The sequence below is a fragment of the Pseudomonas sp. RL_15y_Pfl2_60 genome (assembly GCF_963970595.1).
GTDB lineage: Bacteria > Pseudomonadota > Gammaproteobacteria > Pseudomonadales > Pseudomonadaceae > Aquipseudomonas.
In genome coordinates this window covers 34,381-54,921 of sequence record NZ_CAXAOE010000001.1, presented here as the reverse complement: position 1 = coordinate 54,921, position 20,541 = coordinate 34,381, and the positions used below count along the sequence as shown (strand labels likewise).

The window sequence follows — 20,541 nt, the reverse complement described above, 5'->3', positions numbered from 1 at the left end:
TAGCTTACTCTGGGATGTGCAGGCTGTCATTCGGTGGCTGCGTGCTCGGTACTTGAGCGGTTGCTTGATTGGGCGCGATGCCCAGGCTGCTGTCATCCTTCAAGGCCACCCCGGAAAGCCGCAGGCGCAATGACTCACGGGCAAGGTAGTTGAGCTTGGCCGCTGCCTGGGCATAAGCCAGACCTTGCGGGCGCACATTGGAAATACAGTTGCGCTGGCTGTCCATGCTGTCGAGCCTGGGTTGATAGGTCAGGTATACGCCCAGGCTATCCGGTGAACTCAAGCCGGGGCGTTCACCAATCATCACAACCACCATGGATGCTCGCAATGCCACGGCGATACCATCGCCAATAGCTACGCGGCCTTGTTCTGCAAGCACCACCGGCGTATTGGCCCAGTCAGTGTCGAACTGTTCGCGAAATGCCATCAGTAGCGGTAATGCGTGACACTGCGCAGCAATCGCTGACAGGCCATCGGCTATCACAATCGCAAGTTCCGGGGCGGCCAGTTCATGCTCTAGATAAACCCGGCTGTCATCGTGCAAGTGGCGTCCATAGTCCGGGCGCAGCAGATAGCTGTGCCGGTCTTCGGCGTTGCTATGAACCTGCAAGGTACGAAAGCCTTGGGCCTTCAACTGATGCTTGAGATCGTTGATATCCAGCGGCCGATGCACGGCATCACGGGCTTGGGCGTGGGCCAGTCCAAAGGCGAGCACTTCACGGGTTGGTAAGCTCGAGCCCACCCGGCCCAAGGCAATACGCGCCGAGGTGTGAGCACGCAATTGCTCCCATGGATTGGTCTGAATCAGCTCATCGGTCATCGTCAATGCCTCAGGCGGCGCCAGAGATACGCTGCAGTTGCTGCAGCAGGTGGTGGCCGCGGCCGATATCGCGCAGTTTGCCATTGGTCTCGGTGATGGCCATGCGGGTCAGCCAGGCGTCAAATTCAGGCGCACGTTGCAAACCCATGACACTGCGCAGATAGAGCGCGTCGTGAAATGAGGTGCTCTGGTAATTGAGCATGATGTCATCGGCGCCCGGAATGCCCATGATGAAATTGATCCCGGCGGCGCCGAACAGTGTCAGCAAGGTGTCCATATCATCTTGATCGGCTTCGGCATGGTTGGTGTAGCACACATCACAGCCCATCGGCAGGCCAAGCAATTTGCCGCAGAAGTGATCTTCCAGGCCCGCACGAATGATTTGCTTACCGTCGTACAGGTATTCGGGGCCGATAAAGCCAACCACGGTATTGACCAGCAGTGGCTTGAATTCGCGGGCGACGGCATAGGCGCGTGCTTCACAGGTTTGTTGGTCAACCTGGTGGTGGCCGCCTGCGGACAAGGCGCTGCCCTGGCCGGTTTCAAAGTACATCAGGTTGTCGCCAACAGTGCCGCGCTTTAGCGACTGCGCGGCTTGCTGCGCTTCGCGCAGTAGGTTCAGGTTGATGCCAAAGCTGCTGTTGGTTTTCTCGGTGCCTGCAATCGATTGAAAGACCAGGTCGATTGGCGCGCCGGCCTCGATGGCCTGAATTTGCGTAGTGGCATGAGTCAGCACGCAACTCTGCATGGGAATATCAAAATACTGGCGAACTTCATCCATCATCTGCCACAGGCGCATCAGCGTCGACAGTGAGTCGCTGGCCGGGTTTATCCCAACCGTGGCGTCCCCTGAGCCATACAGCAAGCCATCAAGCATGCTGGCCGCTATCGCGCGGACATCGTCGGTCGGGTGATTGGGTTGCAGGCGCACAGACAACCGCCCAGGCAGGCCGATGGTGGTACGAAACGCTGTGACTACGCGGCATTTGCGCGCAATCAGGATCAAGTCCTGGTTGCGCATCAATTTGCTCACAGCGGCGGCCATCTCCGGGGTTATGCCGGGCGCAACGGCGGCCAGCACCTGGCTGTCGGTGCTGTCGAGCAGCAGCCAGTCGCGCAGGCCGCCAACGGTGAGATGGCTGATGGGCGCAAAAGCCTGCGTGTCATGACGATCAATGATCAAGCGGGTGACTTCATCCTGTTCATAGGGAATCAGTGCTTCATTGAGAAACTGCTTGAGTGGCAACTCGGCCAGGACCATTTTCGCGGCCATGCGCTCTTCGTAGGTCGCGGCTGCAAGGCCGGCCAGATAATCACCGGAGCGCGCCGGGCTGGCTTTGCCGAGCAGGCTTTTAAGGTCATCAAAACGGTAGCGCAGGACGCCTATTGAGGTTTGGTAAGGCAATTGATTGGCCCCAGTCTAGTGCCGGTAATAGTGCAAACGCTGCAAAACCTTGCTTTGAGTTGCCTTTGCAGTGGCCGTGCCAGGGGGCTTGAGCGCCTGTGAGTCAACGCCTGAGGGACCTGGACAAGCCATCTGCGGTTATGGCCATGCCAAGGTTTGAGTCATGCTGGTGCATGAGTGGTAGGCGTTGCACTGGTCTAGGCCAATATGACTGGGTGATGACAGGGCTGTTGCAGTCTGCCGAGGTGGGATCGGTGTCACATGATGGCAACTTGACGCTGTTTAAATGACAGGCCTAACCCAGCAAGGAGTTGCCTGATGCCCACTGCCAGCGCACTTACGCAGTTGCTCAAACCGGTTGAGCCACTTGCGCCGGACATGAGTATTGCTGACGTCGCCGATCGGTTACTGACACCCAAGCACAAAGCTTTTCTTTCACTGCCGATAGTCGATAGCGCCGGCAAGCCGCTGGGGCTGGTGAGCCGTACCACCTTGCAAGATATCTTCATGCAGCGTTTTGGCCGTGACTTGCGCGGCCGCCATCCGGTTGCCGAGGTGATGAATGCCCAGCCGTTGGTGGTCAGTCTTGAAACCAGTCTGGAAGAAGCTGCCAGGCAGATCACCGGACAACTGCAATACCCGATTACCGAAGATTTTGTGTTGGTTGATGAAGCGGGCAACTATCAGGGGCTGGGTACTGTGCTCGACTTGCTCAAGGCCATGGAGTCGCGCATCGCCCAACGCAACACTGTGCTGCGCAAGGCGCTCCATGACCTCAAGGAGTCGCAGGCGCAGCTGATCCAGTCGGAGAAGATGGCATCGCTGGGGCAAATGGTGGCCGGAGTTGCCCACGAGCTGAACACGCCACTGGGTTATGTCAAAAACAATGTCCAACTGATGAATGAGCTGGCCGCAGCATTGTTTGAGTTGACCGACTCGCAAGCGCGCTTGGCAGACTGCGTGGCCAATCCCGATACCACCGAAGAGCAGCTTGCTGATGCCTTTGCACTCGCGGCAAACGCCCGTGACGCTGCAGCACCTGAGTTGCTCAGTGCTGATATGCAGCAATTGTTTGCCGACACCATGTATGGCCTGGAGCAAATTGCCGAGTTGGTGGTCGGGCTCAAGGATTTCGCCAGGCTTGACCGGGCGATGAGCGAAGAGGTTGATATCAACGACTGTATTCGCAGCGCCTTGTTGATTGCCCGTAATAACACCAAGGACAAAGCTGAAATCAGCCTGCACCTTGGCCAGCTACCGCTGATCTCCTGTGCCCCGTCGCAAATCAACCAAGTGCTGCTCAACTTGCTCAACAACGCGGCACAAGCGATTGAGGGCTTTGGCCAGGTTGTCATCAAGAGCTGGGCCGATGAGGACGCTGTGTTTATTTCCCTGCAGGACAGCGGCAAGGGCATGGAAGCGCATGTGGTGGCGCGAATATTTGATCCTTTCTTCACCACCAAACCGGTTGGCCAGGGCACCGGCTTGGGTTTGTCTATCTGCTTCAAGATTGTTCAGGACCACGGCGGGTTGATCCGTGTGGCTTCTGAGCCGGGGCGCGGTACGCGCTTTTTGATTCGCTTGCCGCGACCACAGGCGGCTCAACTTCAACGGAGTGCCTGAATATGAGCCATTTGCCACGTATCATGTTTGTCGATGACGAAGAACGCATATTGCGCAGCCTAGCGGTGCAGTTTCGCCGCCAGTACGAGGTCTTGACCGAAAGTGACCCGCACCGCGCCTTGCAGCGGCTGGAGGACCAACCGGTGCATATTCTGGTCAGCGACCAACGCATGCCGCACATGAGCGGCGCGGAATTGCTTGCCCAGGCGCGTGAATTGGCGCCCAACACCTTGCGCATACTCTTGACCGGTTATTCAGACCTGGATGCCGCCGTTGATGCGCTGAATAACGGCGGTATCTTTCGCTACCTCACCAAGCCCTGGGACCCGCAAGAAATGGCATTCACCTTGCGCCAGGCAGCTGAAATTGCCATGCACCAACCGGCGGTTAGCCAACCTGTTGAGTTGGCGTCGATCAGAGCCATGAGCGCCCGGCTCAATGTGTTGCTGCTTGATAATGACGCCGAGACCTTGGCCCTGGTTGATGGGTTTTGCCAACAGGGAGGTCATCGTTTGTTGCGCGTACGCAATATCGCCGAAGCAATGCACATTCTCAACAGCGAGCCGGTTGAGCTGCTGGTCAGTGATTTGAAGCTGGCCGGGGACGACACCGCACCATTGTTGAAAACCCTGGCACAGGCTCATCCGCGCTTGTTGAGCATTGTCGTCACGCCGTTTTGCGACACCCAGGCGCTGCTCAAGCTGATCAACGAGGCGCAGATTTTCCGTTATCTGCCCAAGCCGATACGGCGCGGAATGTTTGAAAAAGGCCTGAGCGCCGCGGTTGAACAAGCCATTATCTGGCGAGCGCAACCTGATCAGGTGGTGATGCGCTTGGCGCAGGTGCCGACCAATGAGCCCGAGCGCGAGCGGGTAGGCAGTTTGTTCGGCATGCTGGGCCGCTTGCGTGAGCGGCTCAGCGCCTAGTCAGGCGAGGTTGCTGCTGTGGGGATTGTTGATCACAGCAGCAGTGGTGCTTAGCGGCGAACCTGCTTTAGGGTTTCGGCAATCAGGAATGCCAATTCCAAGGACTGATCAGCATTCATCCGTGGGTCGCAGTGAGTGTGGTAACGATCAGACAATCCGTCTTCGGTGATGGGACGTGAACCGCCGATGCACTCGGTGACATTTTGTCCGGTCATCTCGATGTGGATGCCGCCTGCGTAGGTGCCTTCAGCCTGGTGCACGGCGAAGAACTGCTTAACTTCGGCAAGTATCTGGGCAAAGTCACGGGTCTTGTAGCCGCTTGAAGCCTTGATGGTGTTGCCATGCATGGGGTCGGAACTCCAGAGCACGTTACGGCCTTCGCGCTGCACGGTTTGAATCAGGCGTGGCAGACCGGCCTCGACCTTGTCGGCGCCCATACGCACTATCAGGTTGAGGCGGCCCGGGTCATTCTCGGGGTTGAGAATGTCGATCAAGCGGATCAGGTCTTCGCTGCCCATACTTGGTCCGACTTTGACCCCGATCGGGTTTTCCACGCCGCGCAGGAACTCAACGTGCGCGCCATCGAGCTGGCGGGTGCGATCACCAATCCAGAGCATATGGGCGGAGCAATCATAGAAGCGCCCGGTGAGGCTGTCCTTGCGCACAAAGGCTTGCTCATAACCCAGCAACAGGGCTTCGTGGGCGGTGAAGAAACTGGTTTCACGTACCTGCGCCGAAGCATCCATGCCGCAGGCGCGCATAAAGGCCAGGGTTTCATCAATGCGGTCGGCAAGGGCGCTGTATTTCTCGGCCAGGTCCGAGTTGGCAATAAAGTCGAGGTTCCACTGATGAACCTGATGCAGGTCGGCAAAGCCGCCCTGGGCAAATGCACGCAGCAGGTTCAGTGATGCTGTGGACTGGTGATAAGCCTGAAGCAGACGCTCCGGGTCCGGTACGCGACTGGCGCTGTCAAAACCGATGCCGTTGACTATATCGCCACGGTAGGCGGGCAGGGTGATGCCGTCGATGGTTTCATCATTGGCTGAACGCGGCTTGGCAAACTGACCGGCCATGCGGCCGACTTTTACCACCGGACAACCGGCGGCGAAGGTCATCACAATCGCCATTTGCAGCAACACCTTGAAGGTGTCGCGGATCTTGGCAGCGCTGAATTCGGCAAAGCTTTCGGCGCAGTCACCGCCTTGCAGCAAAAATGCACGGCCTTGAGTCACTTCCGCAAACTGACGACGCAACTCTCGGGCTTCGCCTGCAAAAACCAGGGGCGGATAACCGGCCAGGGTTTGCTCGACTTTAGCCAAGTGGGCTGCGTCTGGGTATTGCGGTTGTTGCTGGATTGGGCAGGCTCTCCAGCTGTCGGGACTCCAAGGTTGTGACATCGCAGTTCTCAATTCAATAGGTTAGGCAGGCCTGCATGGTAACCGATTGGCTGAGCGCTTCAAAAATATCACTGTGATAGCCGGGGTTTATCGATTGCTGCTGGCATCGGTCCGGCTGGCGTTGGCGCTGTTCGTAGCAATCGGTAATCAATTGCCAGCAAGGACAGGCAGCAAGCGCTTGCCGGATAATCCAAGGCTATGCTCGAATGCTGACAATTGAGTGAGTCGGTTTTATTGCCTGTTGATTTGCCAGCTGCGCTCGCCTTGTACCCATGGATGACTCAATGCCTCGCCGCACTTTCAGCCTGAGAATGCTTCGCACGCTGAGCCTGACTTTCTTGATGGTCTGGCTTTGGCAGACCAGTGCCCTGTTAACGGGGATTGAGGCGCCAGCCACGGTAAGCAGCGTGGCAAGCCTTGATGCGAGCAAAAGCCTGGCGACATCCAGCTCCTGCGTGTTGTGCACGGCCGATAATCAATCTTCTTCAACTGCCGATCATGCCCATGAGCCGCCTTCATTGACTGCGGCTTACCTGATCGCTGTCTCGCCGCGCGGTGACGTGCCAAACACCCACATCCTGCACCGCCAGCCCATAGGCTTTATCGAACCGATTGAACGCCCACCACGATCCTTCTTGCTGATCTGATTAACCGCCGCACTGCGGCTCCAGATACCTGCAATTTGGGATCAATTTATGCAATTTCCTTTTCTTCACGGCCGTGCTGTGCGGTTCGCGCAGCTGTGTGTTTTACCTGTTGCCAGCAGGTGGCGGGTATGACCGCTCTATCCAACAAGGCCCAACTGTTCAGCGCCTGGCACTTGCTGCTCTACGCGTGGGGGCTGGCGCTGGTGGCCACCTTGAGTGCGCTGTTTATTGGTGAGGTGATGGGGCAAGCGCCCTGCAATCTTTGCTGGTTTCAGCGGGTATTCATGTTTCCGCTGGTGATAGTGCTAGGCATTGCCTGTTACCGCTCCGATATCGCCGTGTGGCGTTACGCCTTGCCGGTTGCCGGCGTTGGCTGGTTAGTCGCGCTTTACCACAGCCTGCTGTATTTCGGCGCATTCGGAGACAGCATCCAGCCCTGTGGGGCGGGTGGTTCTTGCACCAGCAGCAATATGACGATTTTGGGCGGCATTGCGCTGCCTGCGCTGTCGCTGATCGTATTCAGCCTTATCTGCATGCTTCTTTTGATGATTTCCCGGAGATCCACCCAATGAACAGACGTTTAACTGTGCTGGTGATTGCCAGCGTGTTGGTCATTGCTTTCGCTGCGAGCGCCCTGTGGTTCAAGTCGGAGCAACCTCCGGAGCAGGCTTCAACGCCGCCTGCGGCGGCCAGTTCGTTGGTGCGCTTTCACTCGCCGGTGATCGGCTCTGCCAGCGCGCCAGTAACCATTGTCGAATTTTTTGACCCTTCCTGTGAGGCTTGTCGCGCCTTCTTTCCGTTAGTCAAGAAACTGCTGGCGGACAACCCCAATGATGTGCGCCTGGTATTGCGTTACGTGCTGTTTCACGAAGGCTCGGAAACCGCTGCGCGCATTCTCGAAACTGCACGCAAGCAAGGGGTTTATCCGCAGGTGCTGGAAGCTGTGATGGCCTCGCAGCCGCAATGGCATGATGATCCGCAAGTCACAATGGCCTGGGCGGCTGCCGAACAGGCGGGCCTGGATGTTGATAAAGCCAAGGCAGAGCTGATGAGCGCGGAGATAACATCGACCCTGGAAAAAGACGCAGCCGATGCAAAAGCGGTGGGCATCAGGCAAACGCCAACCTTTTTCGTAAACGGTAAATCGCTACCGAGCTTTGGTTCTCAGCAACTGATTAACTTGGTCGAAGACGAGGTTGCCCAAGCTAAATAAACCGAGCCCCGCTGCCAGACTTTTCTGTCTGGCAGCGGGTTACGGCTAAATCACAGCCGGCTCAAGGCCTGCCTGTTGCGCAGCAGGCTGCCGTGCGAGCACATCACGACCGTCAAGGAACTGGCCAAAGCCCTGTTGTTTGCCTAGTTCATCGGCGAATTCACGGCCGCGTTGATAGGCGATCCGGCCATTAATCAGGGTGTATTCAACCGCCTCATCATTGCGCTTGACCACACGCTGCAAGCCCAGCACCTCCATCGGGGCATCACAAATCCTGTCCAAGGCGTCAGTCAAGCCTTCGGGGTTGATAATGACCACGTCAGCGCGATCGCCAACACGAATGTAGCCCGCATCAATCCCGATAAAATCGGCAAGTTCGCCGCTGACCCGATGAACCGCTCGCCCTGTATCCATAAAGGCATTACCCGCCATTTCAGCGTCGCGCACATACTTGAGCAGGCGCAACGCAAAGTTGTATTGGGCGATAGAACGCAAATGCGCGCCGGAGTCGGCAAAGCCTGGCTGGGTCCAGTCACTGGCGAGCAACTTGTGCATGACCTCTGGCCGATGGTTGCCGTAACAGGTTTGCCACTTGAGTTGGTCACGGTACTGCGTGGCGATGTCAAAGTAGGCATCGACTGCATCAACTCCACGCTCACGGCCCAGTTGCTCGAAATTTTTACCAATCATCGAGGCATCCGGGCAGTCGGTTACCCAGCAGTCGGAGAAGTCACGGTGCCACAGACCAATGGTGAAAATGGCCTTGACGTGTTTTTTGAACAGGGCGCGAAATTCGGGATCATTGACCTTGGCGTAGATCTCATCCGGCTCCTTGAGATTGCGCAGTATCTCGCCTGCACCAAACTCCTCGAATGCGTTCACATTAAGCCCTTCCAAGCTCAGGATGAACGGCGCAGGCAGGGTTTGCCAGCGGAAATTGCCGCGCAGCAATTTATTCGCTACCCAGCCCGAAAAGCGAGTGAAACGGTGCAGCATGGGTTGGGACTTGAGATCCAGCGCAGTGAGCATGGTGCTTTTCAGCGGGCGTCTGAACCAGCCATGGGCTTGCCAGAGAAAGGCGAATACGTTGATCTTGGTGACTGCATCGGGCGCACCCTGCATCAGCGCGTTGCGCCGTCGCAGGATGGCGAACAGGCGCGAAAACTCATGCCAGTTGGCGAAGGTGGATGGTAGCGGGCTTGACCAGGCGCGATCACCGTCCATTTTGTCGAGGCGAGTGGTCATCACCGACAGGCCAAGGCAACCGGCATCTAGGGCCTCTTCAAGCAATTGCTCCATGCGTTGCAGTTCGGCTTCGCTGGGCTTGACCTTGCTTGTCGCGCGTTCCAGTCCCATTACCGCAACCCGCAGCTCGGAATGGCCGAGAAACGAGCACAGGTTTGGGCCCAGTGGGTGCTGGTTGTAAAAGTGGCGATAACCGGCCGCATCACGCCAGGTCTTGTTCTGCTGCAGAATAGGCAGCACGTATTCGCGCGGCACGGCCTCAACCCGTGTAAAGAGGTCCGAGCAATCTTCGGCATCCGCCAGCACCATACTGATCGAGCAGGAGCCGACGGTGACGGTCGTCACGCCGTGGCGCACTGATTCTTTGAGTGCGGGTGCAGCAATGACCTCGGCATCGTAGTGCGAGTGAATCTCGATGAATCCGGGCGTGATCCACTTTCCGCTGGCGTCGATTACCTGCGCACAGCCGGTTTCATCCAATGCGCTGAGGCTGACGGCATCGATGCGTTTGTCACGAATACCGAGGTGACGAACCTGGCCAGGTTGGCCGCTACCGTCGAAGTACAAACCGTTTTTTATAATTATGTCGTAGTTCATAAAGGCTCCAGGGACTCAGAGATTGCTTAGTGCGATAGCAGCAAACAGCCGGTGACCAGCAGCAGGCTGTAAATGGCGATGCGGAAATACTGCTCATTGACGTGCCGGTGCAGGCGTTCACCAAGCCACACACCAATAAGTAAAAGCGGCGCATAGAGCGCGACCTGAGGCAGCGCCGGATAGATCCTGCCGTCGAGGATGAAGGCCAGTGTCAGTAACGAGTTGAGGCTGAACCAGACGCAAACCAGAGTGGCGCGAAACCGGCTTTTATCCAGGGTGTTGCCAGCCAGCGCATGGACCAGCAAGGGGCCACCAGAGGCAAACAGGCCGTGGCTGATGCCTGCTGCGACTGTGATCATCCGGTTTTGCCAAAGGGGTCTTGCCCGGCTGACGCTGGACGTGCGCAGGCGCAGCAACTCGCGCCCGGCGAATACCAGAATCAGCACACCGAGTGCGCGCTTGGCCAGCTGGGCATCAATTATCGGCAGCAACGCATAACCAATAATGGTGCCGACAGCCATGCCGGGCAGGATCATGCCAAGCAGTAATTTCCGGTCGATCAGCTTGCGGTAGCGCCAGCTCAAGTATCCGGTCATGCAGATATTGAGCGGCACTAGAATCGGCAACAGCAACTCGATTGGCAGCAGTAACGCCCCAAGCGACAAGGCAATCACGATACTGCCAAAGCCGGTGACGGCTTCAAGCGTATAGGCGAGCAATATGAATATGCCCAAGGCAATCCAAGCCAGTTCCATTAGGTCTCTCTTCTAAACGGGTATTGATGTCCAGCGCGAGTTATCCAGTTCACTCGACCATTGCTTGATGGCTGAGGGGCGGTGGCCATGCTGCATGGAATGTCTGGCTGATGCTGGTTGATGGGTTTAATTCATTTCTGCGGCAAACCGTTGGCTCATTTTCTTGTAGTAATAGGCCGGGGCAACTCGCCACAACAGACTGGCAAACCAACTGCCACGATCAGGAAACAAGCGTTCGCGGCGCTGCTCCAGGGCGATCAATATTTGTTCGGCCATCCAGTCTGCGCCGCGAATCTGGCCGATGGTCGAGCGCGCATGCCCGGCGGGTTTGCCATCGGCGCCCAGTGCATTACGGTCAATGGGCGTGTCGAGAAAGCTTGGGTAGACCATCAACAGGCCGATGCCTTGTTGCGCGATTTCTGCTCGCAGCACCTCGAAACTCTGGCTCAGAGCGCTTTTCGCCGCGCAATAACCGGCCCGGCCCAGCACCGGCATCCAACCAGCCATTGAGCCAATTGCTGCTACCTGGCCCGCGCTTTCGCGCAACAAGGGCAGGGCGCTCAAGGTGAGCTCCAGTGGTGCGTGATAGTCGACGGCCATCACCTTGTGAAATACCGCTGCTTGAGTCTTGATGGTTGGCGAGCGATGGGTGATGCCCGCGTTGTTGATCAACAGATCGAGGCGGCCAAACTTGTCGCTGCAGGCCTGCAGCAACTGGCTGTGAATCGCTGGGTCAGTAATATCGCCAGCAATGCCTAGCACCTGTTCGCCGCCGAGTTGTTCAATGCGCTTAGCCAGGCCGGCAGCATCGATATCGGTCAGCAGCAGGGCATGGCCGCGCGCATGGCAGACGCGTGCAAGCTCCCAGCCGAGGCCGCTGGCGGCGCCGGTGATAAGGACGACTTTCATGGCTATTTTTCTCCGACTGGCGTCAATTTGAGGGAGGGTGCAGTGTCAGCAGGTGGCCTGCGAGACCAGAAATAAGCCAGGCTCATGCCTGTGACCAAATGCCAGCAGCCCCAGAATGCGGCGATCAGCAACATACCGCTGGCCTGGGGGAAGAATGTGAAGATGATCACCAGCCCCAGCGCCGAGTTCTGGATGCCAACCTCAAGGGTGATTGCACGGCGATCAGCTGCGGGCAAGCCACTCAAGCGGGCGCTGATATAGCCAGTCGACAGCGCCAGGGCGTTATGTGCGACCACCAACCAGAAGAACAAATGGAAGTTGCTGAGGAATTGCTCGAAGTTCTTGCTAAAGGCGATCCCGACAAATGCCAGCATGACCAGCAATGCAAAGATACGCAGGGGCTTTTCGATACGTTTCGACAGGCCAGCGAAGCGTTTGCCAACCCACATGCCAAGCACCAGCGGCAAGCCCAGCACCAGCAACACCATCAACAGTAAATTCAGCGGATCAATCGAGATCTCGGTCAGCAGCGGGCGTGTGTAAGGGTTTAACCAGGCGTACAGGCCGAAGTTGAGCGGGGTTAAAACACTGGCTGCCACACTGGATACCGCTGTCATGCTCACCGATACCGCCACATTGCCGCGCGCCATCCAGGTCATGATGTTGGAGAAGCTGCCACCTGGGCAGGCGGCGACGAGCGCCATGCCCATTGCCAGCATGGGTTCAATCTTGAATGCCCAGCAGGCCAGGCAGGTCAATGCCGGAAGCAGAATGAATTGTGCAACCAAGCCGATGGCTGGCGCCTTGGGCTCACGGGCGATGCGCTTGAAGTCATCGGTCTTGAGATCCAGCGAAACACCAAACATCATCACCGCCAGGATGATGTTGATCAGGATCAGACTCGATGGGTCGAATTGAATAGCTACGCTTTCCACAAGTCGTCCTTACAGTGCGCTATTGGTCATAAGCGATGCTGGCTGGTTGGCCAGTCCAGACTTCAGCTCGGCACTATGCTTGGCGATGCTTTGCCGGTAAGTGTCTTTGTGGACGTAGTAGGCCATGCGTTCTAGCTCAAGATAGTTATAGCCGCCGTCGAGGCGAATGCTCGCGCGCTCACGCTTGATTGTCTGAAATGCCTTGGCCGCCGCGCTGCCTTGCTGCAATTGATGGATATACAAGGCCACCAATTCTGCCTGCTCATCACGGCCTTGCCAGCCAAGGCCAGAGGCCTCGACCATGCCCATCATGAACAGGTCATCGTACTCGGGATGAAACACGTTCAGGTACAACTGAGGCGCGCCGACCTGGGCTGGCCAGTTGAGGTGTTCACGGCCGATAAAGGGGTAATCCAGCTTGTAGCCGGTGCCTTGCAGGATCAGGTCGTACTCGGCCGTTTCGCCGTCGCTGAAGGTCACTTGTTGGCCATCAATTTTGATGATGTCACGCCGCGCCTTGATGTCGCCATGCCCAAGGTGATGCAAGACCAGCGAATTCATCACCGGGTGCGATTCATAGAGTTTGTAGTCGGGATCGGGCAGGCCGTAGTTGGAGGGTTTGCCAACCAGTGCGCGGATCATCAATCCATCGATAAACTGCTTCATCGGGCGCGGTAGCTTGACTGCGCCGCCGAAGGTGTCCGTCGGTTTGCCCAGGATAAACTTGGGCAAGAAGTAATAGCCGCGCCGCACCGATAGATCAACCGAGGCTGCGCGGTGCACCGCGTCGACGGCAATGTCGCAGGCCGAGTTGCCGCAACCGACAATCAACACCCGTTTGCCGCTGAAAATCTCGGGGCTCGAGTAGTCGCTGGAGTGCATCAGCTCACCGCTAAAGTTGCCCGGCAGCTTTGGCATATTGGGTTTGTGCAGGGTGCCGTTGGCGATCAATACGCCGTCGAACTGCCAGCTACGTTGCTCGCCGTCATGCTCGCTGATCAGCTTCCAGCCTTTATCCAGGCGCTGGACGTCAACGACACGTGTGTTGAAGTGGTAATGCGGGCGCAGGTCGAAATGCTCCGCATAGTCACGAAAGTAACGACGCATTTGGCTGTGATGCGGGTAGGGCGCCACATCATCGCCCATTGGAAACTCGTTGAACTGGGTCGTGCCCTTTGATGAGATCAAGTGAGCCGACTCGTACATGGTGCTGTGCGGGTTGTCGATATCCCACAAACCGCCCACATCGCCATTAAGCTCGAAGCCAATAAAGTCGATGCCATACTTTTTCAGTTGGCGTGCAGTGCACAAGCCCATTGGACCTGCGCCGATAATGGCGTACATAAAAAACCTCTGGCGTTGTTATTGTTGTTAAGGCCGATAGTGCGAGCACGTTAAGCAATGCTTGATAACTGGGTTAATTATTGCGTGACCGCAGGGGCCTACTTCAATGACAATCGGCGCCTTTCCCTGACATATCCTGGTCAGGGATGTCACGGTAGAGAGCGGGTGATGCCTGGATTACCTCCGGAAGATGAGTTGCAAGACGAACGCTTGCTGGCTGAAGTGCATGACGCGTTCGGTGTGATTCGTGTGGTTGAAATCGGCGAATACCGGTTTCTTGAGTTCGGCGATGCGATCGAGCAGAGCTGCGTGTTTAGCGCTGACCCCAGTTGGCTTGAGTACGACTACACGCGGGCGATGTTTCTGGGGGCGCTGGCCCATGAGTCCCCGGAAACCGCGCTGTTTCTCGGATTGGGCGCTGGTAACCTGACCCAAGCGTGCCTGAAGTTCTTGCCGCTTGATGATGTTGAAACCATAGAGCTACGCGCCGATGTCCCGCGCCTGGCCATGGAGTTCCTTGGGCTTGATGATGACCCGCGGTTAACCGTGCGTATCGGCGATGCCATGGACCTGCTGCCCAGTGCTGAAACCGCAGACCTGATTTTCGTTGACCTGTATACCGATCACGGCCCGGGAGTTGCCCATCTGGCATGGCGCTTTCTTGAGCATTGCCAGCGCAAGCTCAACCCCGGTGGCTGGCTGATCATCAACCAATGGGCCACAGATGATGGCAAACCGCTAGGCGCGGCTTTGCTGCGCGGGCTGTTCAACCGCCATTATTGGGAATGTCCGGTAAAAGAGGGCAATGTGATGTTGCTGGTTCCCGCCGAGCTTGACCAGCCGTTGGACATGCCTGGCTTGCAGGCGCGGGCCGAGCGCTTGGCGCCAGCGCTTGGCTATTCGCTGCAGCCCTTGATCAGTGCGTTGCGTCCCGCCAGTTAGCCAGACTGGCGTTTCTGCGCTGGTAGGGTGCGACAAGCGCAGCTTGTCCACCGGATCATCGACACTTATCCAATTGAAGCTTGGCTAGCCGGGTTTCAGCAGCCCTTGAAGTCACCCGGTCGGCGTTCGAGCATGGCCTTGAGGCCTTCTTTGGCATCTTCGGTTTTCATCAGCTTCATCAGGGTTGGGTGCAGGTTGGCCGCAGCGGCTGCTTCACCTTCACGAACCGTCTGCCGTGCAGAGGCCAATGTCGCGCGGACTGCCTGCGGCGCTTGTGCGGCAATTCGCTCTGCCAACCACAAGGCCTGTGGCATCAGTTCTTCACTGGCGAGGACTTCCTGGACCAGGCTCAAGCGATAGGCTTCATGGGCATCAAATTCATCGCCGGTCAGGAGCCAGCGCATGGCATTGCCCCAGCCGGTTATGTGGGGCATGCGCAAGGTGGCGCCACCGAAAGGAAAGATGCCACGTTGCACTTCCATTTGCGCAAAGCGGGTATTGCTCGCGCACAGGTTGATATCCGAGGCGAGCATCAATTCGATACCAATGGTGTAGCAATACCCCTTGGCGGCAACGATTACCGGTTTGCTTACCCGTGGACCACCAAATACGCCCCATGGATCGCAACCGCCCGCAGGAACCTGCCAGCCAGAGGTGAATTCCGGCCCGATACTGGCCAGGTCAAGTCCAGCAGTGAAGTGCTCACCATGGGCGAATATCAAGGCTACGCGAGCATCATCATCACGTTCAAACTCACCGTAAGCCAGGCACAGGTCGTTGAGCATATCGAGGTCAAAAGCATTACGTTTGGCGCATCGATCAAGGCCAATCAGCATCACGTGGCCGCGCTTTTCGCGACTGACTTTCCCGGCGTTGCTTTCGCTCATAACAACAGATCCTTCCAGATATTCAGCGTTTACAGGGGTATAGCTGCCCGGCATGGGCTTGTCCAAGACGTTAATACAAGGCTTGAAAATATGACCGTTTGGCAGTGTTTGAGTTTAATTAACGGAAAACCGTCACATTTGTCAGCTTTTCCGGTATAGTGCGCGCCGGTCAATTCTTGGCCGCGTTCAGGTAGTGCAACTCGCTGGGGGGCTTTCCTCGGCAGCCAGTCCGTATAACGGGCTATCCTTGACGATTCAATTATCATTACGTTTTCGCAAATCCCCGCCGACACGGCTGCCAGGGTGACCTTCGGGTCTTACACGGCATGCGCAGCTTTGGAGCATGGGTCTTTGCGGATGCACTTAGAGGCAGACCCATGACCCAGGAAATCGGCGGCTTCGCCGCGCTCGGACTTACCCAAAATATTCTCGCAGCCCTGACCGCAGTTGGCTACGAAGAACCTTCTCCGATCCAGCAGCAAGCCATCCCTGTAATTCTCGCCGGCCACGACATGATCGGCCAGGCACAAACCGGTACCGGTAAAACCGCAGCATTCGCGCTGCCATTACTGAGCCTCATCGACCCAGCCAAGCGTGAGCCACAAGCGCTGATTCTCGCGCCGACCCGTGAGCTGGCTTTGCAGGTTGCTACCGCATTCGAAACTTATTCCAAGCAGATGCCTGGCCTGAATGTCGTTGCCGTTTACGGTGGCGCGCCAATGGGTCCGCAGCTTAAAGCAATCCGTCAGGGTGCGCAGGTTATCGTTGCAACGCCAGGTCGTCTGGTTGACCACCTGCGTCGCGATGAAAAAGTGCTTTCGACTATTCAGCACCTGGTGCTCGACGAAGCGGACGAAATGCTTAAGCTGGGCTTTATGGATGACCTGGAAGTGATTTTCCAGGCCATGCCGGAAAGCCGCCAGACAGTATTGTTCTCGGCAACCCTGCCACACTCGATCCGCGCCATTGCTGAAAAGCACCTGAAGTCGCCACAGCACATCAAGATTGCTGCCAAGACCCAGACCGTTGCCCGTATCGAACAGGCTCACCTGTTGATCCACGCCGACCAGAAAGTAAACGCAGTATTGCGCTTGCTCGAAGTTGAAGAGTTTGATGCCTTGATCGCCTTCGTGCGTACCAAGCAGGCAACTCTGGACCTGGCCAGTGCGTTGGAAGCCAAAGGTTATAAAGCCGCTGCACTGAACGGCGATATCGCCCAGAACCAACGTGAGCGCGTTATCGACTCGCTCAAGGATGGTCGCCTGGATATCGTTGTGGCCACTGACGTTGCTGCCCGTGGTCTGGACGTTCCGCGCATCACTCACGTATTCAACGTCGATATGCCGTACGACCCGGAGTCCTATGTGCACCGTATCGGCCGTACTGGTCGTGCCGGTCGCGAAGGTCGCGCACTCCTGCTGGTAACGCCGCGCGAGCGCCGTATGCTGCAAGTGATTGAGCGCGTAACCGGGCAGAAGGTTGGTGAAGTCAAGCTGCCAAACGCCCAGCAGGTACTTGATGCACGCATCAAGAAGTTGACCACGAGCCTGGCTCCGCTGGTTGCTGATGCCGAAGCAAGCCATGGCGAATTGCTTGATCGCCTGACTGCAGATATCGGTTGCAGCCCGCGTGCGCTGGCAGCCGCTCTGTTGCGCAAGGCGACTAACGGCCAGGCGCTGACCTTGGCCGACGTTGAGAAAGAGCAGCCTTTGGTTCCAAGCAGTGGTCCACGCGATCGTGGTGATCGTCCTGATCGTGGCGAGCGTCCAGCTCGTGGTGATCGTGAGCGTCGTGCGCCAATGCCATTGGGCGAAGGTCGTGCCCGTTGCCGTACCGCGCTTGGTGCGCGTGATGGCATCGCCGCGAAGAACCTGCTTGGTGCAATCCTCAATGAGGGTGGCCTGGCGCGTGAAGCAATCGGTCGTATCCAGATTCGCGAAAGCTTCAGTCTGGTCGAGCTGCCGGAAGAGGGCCTTGATCGCTTGCTCGGCAAGCTGAAAGACACCCGCGTTGGTGGCAAGCCGCTCAAGCTGCGTCGTTATCGCGAGGATTAATCCTCGACAAATAAAAAAACCCGCCAAGTGCGGGTTTTTTTATTTGTGCAATTCTCCGCAACATCACCTGGCAGGTCAGTTGCTGGTGACTTGTTCCGATGCGTCAGCGGTGTGCTGCTTGATTTCGCAGCCTTTGAGTACCAGGCGAGTGATGGTCTCGACGGCAGCATCGTAATCGGCGTCTTCGAGCTTGGCCTTGCCGGTCACGGTAGAAATCTGCCAGTCGAAATCTGCATAGGTCTGGGTGGCAGCCCAGATGCTGAACAGCAGGTGGTTGGGATCGACCTTGGCCATCAAGCCTTGATCAATCCAGCGCTGAATGCAGGAAATATTGTGCTTGGCTTGGGCATTGAGCTGTTCGGTCTGGTCGCTGCTCAAGTGTGGCGCGCCGTGCATGATCTCGCTGGCAAAGACTTTAGAGGCAAAGGCAAAGTCGCGTGAGATGCGGATTTTCGAGCGAATATAACCGGTCAGCACTTCAGCCGGTTGGCCTGGCTGATTGAAGGGGGCAGAGGCCGCCAGCAGTGGCTCGATAATGCTTTCGAGCACCTCGCGGTAGAGGTTCTCTTTGGATTTGAAGTAGTAGTAGACGTTCGGCTTTGGTAAGCCTGCCTTGGCGGCAATATCACTGGTTTTGGTCGCCGCAAAGCCTTTTTCGGCGAATTCTTCGCTGGCAGCTCGCAGAATCAGCTCTTTGTTGCGCTCGCGGATACTGGTCATAAGCCTCTAAATGTCCATGTGACGCCCGGCCTCGGGCGGCGGTCGGGCATGTTAGCACCGGCCCTGCGGCTGGCTCAAGTTGGCGGGCCGAATCGATATATTCTGACTTTAAAGTCAGGTAATTCTGTACAATGCCCGGATTATCTGCTTGTATCGTCGATTCATCTTTAGCGCGTTCCGCTTTCAGGGCTTTTGGAGACTTGCTGTGCAAAACGCCCAACTGGTCGACCCCTTTGGTCGGCGCATCACTTATTTACGGCTTTCGGTTACCGACCGTTGCGATTTTCGCTGCACCTATTGCATGAGCGAAGACATGGTGTTTGCGCCGCGCTCGCAAATTCTCAGTCTTGAAGAGTTGTATGCGGTTGCTGATGCCTTTATTGGCTTGGGCGTCAAGCGTATCCGTATCACCGGGGGTGAGCCGCTGGTGCGCAAGAACCTGCTGAGCCTGTTGCAGCGTTTGGGCGATCGCACGGAGCTTGAGGATCTGGCAATTACCACCAATGGTTCGCAACTGGCTGAACTTGCGCCGCAGCTACGGGCGGCCGGGGTCAATCGGCTTAACGTCAGCCTCGACTCGTTAAAACACGAACGCTTTGCCGAATTCACCCGGCGAGATCGGCTCGAGCAAGTGATCGCCGGAATTGATGCCGCAAGTGCGCAAGGCTTCCACAAGATCAAGCTCAACTGCGTGGTACAGACTGGGCGTAATGATGATGAAGTGGTTGATCTTGTCGAGTTTGCGGTCGCGCGCGGGCTGGATATCAGCTTTATCGAAGAGATGCCGCTGGGCGCTATCACCAGCCATCAACGCCAACTGACGTTCTGCTCAAGTGATGAGGTGCGCCAGCGTTTGTCCTCGCGCTTTAACCTGACCCGCAGCGCCAAGGTCACGGGCGGGCCGTCGCGCTACTGGCAGGTTGACGGTACTCAGACGCAGGTCGGCTTTATTTCTCCACACAGCCATAACTTCTGTGGCGCATGCAACCGGGTAAGAGTCACTGCCGAAGGCAAGTTGGTGCTGTGCCTGGGTAATGAGGGAGCCCTGGATTTAAAACAGTTGATGCGCAACAACCCCGGCGATAGCCAACTGCTGCGCGATACCTTGCAAGACGCGCTCAAGCTAAAACCTGAGCGCCACCACTTCGCGACCGATGAACAGGTCCAGGTCGTCAGGTTTATGAGTATGACTGGCGGCTGATCGCCTAGAGCGAATGCCCTGTGGCACCACCCAAACCAACAACAATAACCAGGAGGGTTGCTGTGAAGCACCGTCACCTCTGCTGCTTGTCGATTTTACTCGTGTCTGCCCCTGTTGCTGCGCAACGCTATGTGGTTGGGGTCGAAGCCTTATCCTTTGCCCCGCATTACAGCCTTGATAAACAGGGTCATTACCAAGGTTTTGCCCGCGAACTGCTGGACGTGTTCGCCGCCAGCAGCGGTATTGAGCTGGAGTACCGCCCATTGCCGGTTAATCAATTGTTGCCGGCGTTGCTTGAAGGGCAGGTGGATTTTAAATACCCAGACAGCAATCTCTGGGCGCAAGCGTACAAAGCAGGCAAGGCATTGAGCTACAGCCAGCCGGTGGTTGATTACGTTGACGGAGTATTGGTCGCGCCTGCACGGGTCGGCCAGCCATTGGCGGGGTTAAAGCGGTTATCGATTGTCGAGGGTTGGACACCTTGGGCCTATGAGCAGCAAGTCGAAAACCAGCAGATCAAGCTCAGTTATAACGCCGACTTGCGCAAAATGATCCAGCAAGCACTGAAGAAAGACACCGACGGTGCGTATTTCAATGTTGTGGTGGCCACGCATTATCTCGATAACATTCGTGCGCGCCCGGGGGCTTTGGTCTTTGACCCAAAGCTGCCGCACACACGCGGCAGTTATCATCTATCGAGTATCAAGTATCCAGAGTTAATTGAGCGCTTCGACCGTTTCCTGGTCGAGCACGGCGCTGAAGTGACGGCCCTGAAGGACAAATATCAGGTCGAGGCCTATCTGGACTCTGAATTCATGGGGATGGAGCAATGGAAGGTCGATTTCCTCAAGCGCCAAAAAGCCAAGGCCGCGGCGGGCGAATGATCCACTTGCTGATGCAGATGGCGTGCTAAAGGCTTTC

The 20,541-nt window shown here is 56.9% G+C and carries 18 protein-coding genes and 1 pseudogene; 9 read left to right on the top strand and 10 right to left on the bottom strand.

From position 1 onward, the window contains the following. Positions 1 to 4 precede the first annotated feature (4 nt). Positions 5 to 820 carry an ethanolamine ammonia-lyase subunit EutC gene (gene eutC, locus AACY26_RS00255; RefSeq protein WP_339509789.1) on the bottom strand — a complete coding sequence of 272 codons (816 nt, stop codon included), beginning with the start codon at positions 818 to 820 and terminating at the stop codon, positions 5 to 7. A gap of 10 nt (positions 821 to 830) precedes the next feature. Beyond that, positions 831 to 2,225, bottom strand: coding sequence for an ethanolamine ammonia-lyase subunit EutB (locus AACY26_RS00250; protein WP_339509787.1), 1,395 nt, complete (start codon positions 2,223 to 2,225; stop codon positions 831 to 833). Between the two features lie 318 nt (positions 2,226 to 2,543). On the opposite strand from AACY26_RS00250, the gene AACY26_RS00245 reads away from it, so the two are divergent. Further along, positions 2,544 to 3,848 carry an ATP-binding protein gene (locus tag AACY26_RS00245; RefSeq protein WP_339509785.1) on the top strand — a complete coding sequence of 435 codons (1,305 nt, stop codon included), beginning with the start codon at positions 2,544 to 2,546 and terminating at the stop codon, positions 3,846 to 3,848. A gap of 2 nt (positions 3,849 to 3,850) precedes the next feature. Then, positions 3,851 to 4,774, top strand: a complete 924-nt coding sequence (locus AACY26_RS00240; RefSeq protein ID WP_339509783.1) for a response regulator — start codon at positions 3,851 to 3,853, stop codon at positions 4,772 to 4,774. A 50-nt stretch (positions 4,775 to 4,824) separates the two neighbouring features. On the opposite strand, the gene AACY26_RS00235 is transcribed toward AACY26_RS00240, so the two are convergent. After that, complete coding sequence (locus AACY26_RS00235; protein ID WP_339509781.1) at positions 4,825 to 6,171, bottom strand: class II 3-deoxy-7-phosphoheptulonate synthase; 1,347 nt, start codon at positions 6,169 to 6,171, stop codon at positions 4,825 to 4,827. A 284-nt stretch (positions 6,172 to 6,455) separates the two neighbouring features. Between AACY26_RS00235 and AACY26_RS00230 the strand changes: the two genes are divergently transcribed. From AACY26_RS00230 to AACY26_RS00220, 3 genes are all read left to right on the top strand, one after another. Continuing rightward, on the top strand, positions 6,456 to 6,818 hold the full coding sequence (locus AACY26_RS00230) for a hypothetical protein (protein ID WP_339509779.1): 363 nt from the start codon (positions 6,456 to 6,458) through the stop codon (positions 6,816 to 6,818). A gap of 128 nt (positions 6,819 to 6,946) precedes the next feature. Next, complete coding sequence (locus AACY26_RS00225) at positions 6,947 to 7,390, top strand: disulfide bond formation protein B (RefSeq protein ID WP_339509777.1); 444 nt, start codon at positions 6,947 to 6,949, stop codon at positions 7,388 to 7,390. After that, positions 7,387 to 8,031, top strand: a complete 645-nt coding sequence (locus AACY26_RS00220) for a DsbA family protein (RefSeq protein ID WP_339509775.1) — start codon at positions 7,387 to 7,389, stop codon at positions 8,029 to 8,031. The genes AACY26_RS00225 and AACY26_RS00220 overlap by 4 nt, the downstream gene beginning before the upstream one ends. Positions 8,032 to 8,076: 45 nt before the next feature. Here the strand turns inward: AACY26_RS00220 and AACY26_RS00215 are convergent, their stop codons facing one another. From AACY26_RS00215 to AACY26_RS00195, 5 genes are all read right to left on the bottom strand, one after another. Then, the gene (locus AACY26_RS00215; RefSeq protein ID WP_339509773.1) at positions 8,077 to 9,873 is read right to left on the bottom strand and encodes an N-acyl-D-amino-acid deacylase family protein; all 1,797 of its coding nucleotides are present in this window, start codon (positions 9,871 to 9,873) and stop codon (positions 8,077 to 8,079) included. Positions 9,874 to 9,899: 26 nt separating this feature from the next. Further along, complete coding sequence (locus AACY26_RS00210; RefSeq protein ID WP_339509771.1) at positions 9,900 to 10,628, bottom strand: sulfite exporter TauE/SafE family protein; 729 nt, start codon at positions 10,626 to 10,628, stop codon at positions 9,900 to 9,902. 126 nt (positions 10,629 to 10,754) lie between these two features. Further along, entirely contained in the window at positions 10,755 to 11,537 is a 783-nt protein-coding gene (locus AACY26_RS00205) for an SDR family NAD(P)-dependent oxidoreductase (RefSeq protein ID WP_339509769.1), read from the bottom strand. A 2-nt stretch (positions 11,538 to 11,539) separates the two neighbouring features. Then, positions 11,540 to 12,472: a bile acid:sodium symporter family protein gene (locus AACY26_RS00200; protein WP_339509767.1), complete on the bottom strand. Its 933-nt coding sequence runs from the start codon at positions 12,470 to 12,472 to the stop codon at positions 11,540 to 11,542. A gap of 9 nt (positions 12,473 to 12,481) precedes the next feature. Further along, positions 12,482 to 13,816, bottom strand: a complete 1,335-nt coding sequence (locus AACY26_RS00195; RefSeq protein WP_339509765.1) for a flavin-containing monooxygenase — start codon at positions 13,814 to 13,816, stop codon at positions 12,482 to 12,484. 168 nt (positions 13,817 to 13,984) lie between these two features. On the opposite strand from AACY26_RS00195, the gene AACY26_RS00190 reads away from it, so the two are divergent. Beyond that, positions 13,985 to 14,758 (top strand): spermidine synthase, encoded by a 774-nt coding sequence (locus tag AACY26_RS00190; RefSeq protein WP_339509763.1) that lies wholly within the window; start codon positions 13,985 to 13,987, stop codon positions 14,756 to 14,758. Between the two features lie 95 nt (positions 14,759 to 14,853). Here AACY26_RS00190 and AACY26_RS00185 read toward each other — a convergent pair whose 3' ends face one another. Continuing rightward, positions 14,854 to 15,645: a crotonase/enoyl-CoA hydratase family protein gene (locus tag AACY26_RS00185; protein WP_339509761.1), complete on the bottom strand. Its 792-nt coding sequence runs from the start codon at positions 15,643 to 15,645 to the stop codon at positions 14,854 to 14,856. Between the two features lie 343 nt (positions 15,646 to 15,988). Between AACY26_RS00185 and AACY26_RS00180 the strand changes: the two are divergent. Beyond that, positions 15,989 to 17,699 (top strand): annotated as a pseudogene (locus AACY26_RS00180) (DEAD/DEAH box helicase). Between the two features lie 75 nt (positions 17,700 to 17,774). On the opposite strand, the gene AACY26_RS00175 reads toward AACY26_RS00180, so the two are convergent. Continuing rightward, positions 17,775 to 18,419 (bottom strand): TetR/AcrR family transcriptional regulator, encoded by a 645-nt coding sequence (locus tag AACY26_RS00175; protein WP_339509759.1) that lies wholly within the window; start codon positions 18,417 to 18,419, stop codon positions 17,775 to 17,777. Positions 18,420 to 18,624: 205 nt separating this feature from the next. Here AACY26_RS00175 and moaA point away from each other — a divergent pair, with 205 nt between their 5' ends. Beyond that, a complete protein-coding gene (gene moaA / locus AACY26_RS00170) occupies positions 18,625 to 19,620 on the top strand; it encodes a GTP 3',8-cyclase MoaA (RefSeq protein WP_339509757.1) in 996 nt (331 codons plus the stop codon). A 62-nt stretch (positions 19,621 to 19,682) separates the two neighbouring features. Then, on the top strand, positions 19,683 to 20,504 hold the full coding sequence (locus AACY26_RS00165; RefSeq protein WP_339509755.1) for a transporter substrate-binding domain-containing protein: 822 nt from the start codon (positions 19,683 to 19,685) through the stop codon (positions 20,502 to 20,504). The last annotated feature ends 37 nt before the right edge of the window (positions 20,505 to 20,541 follow it).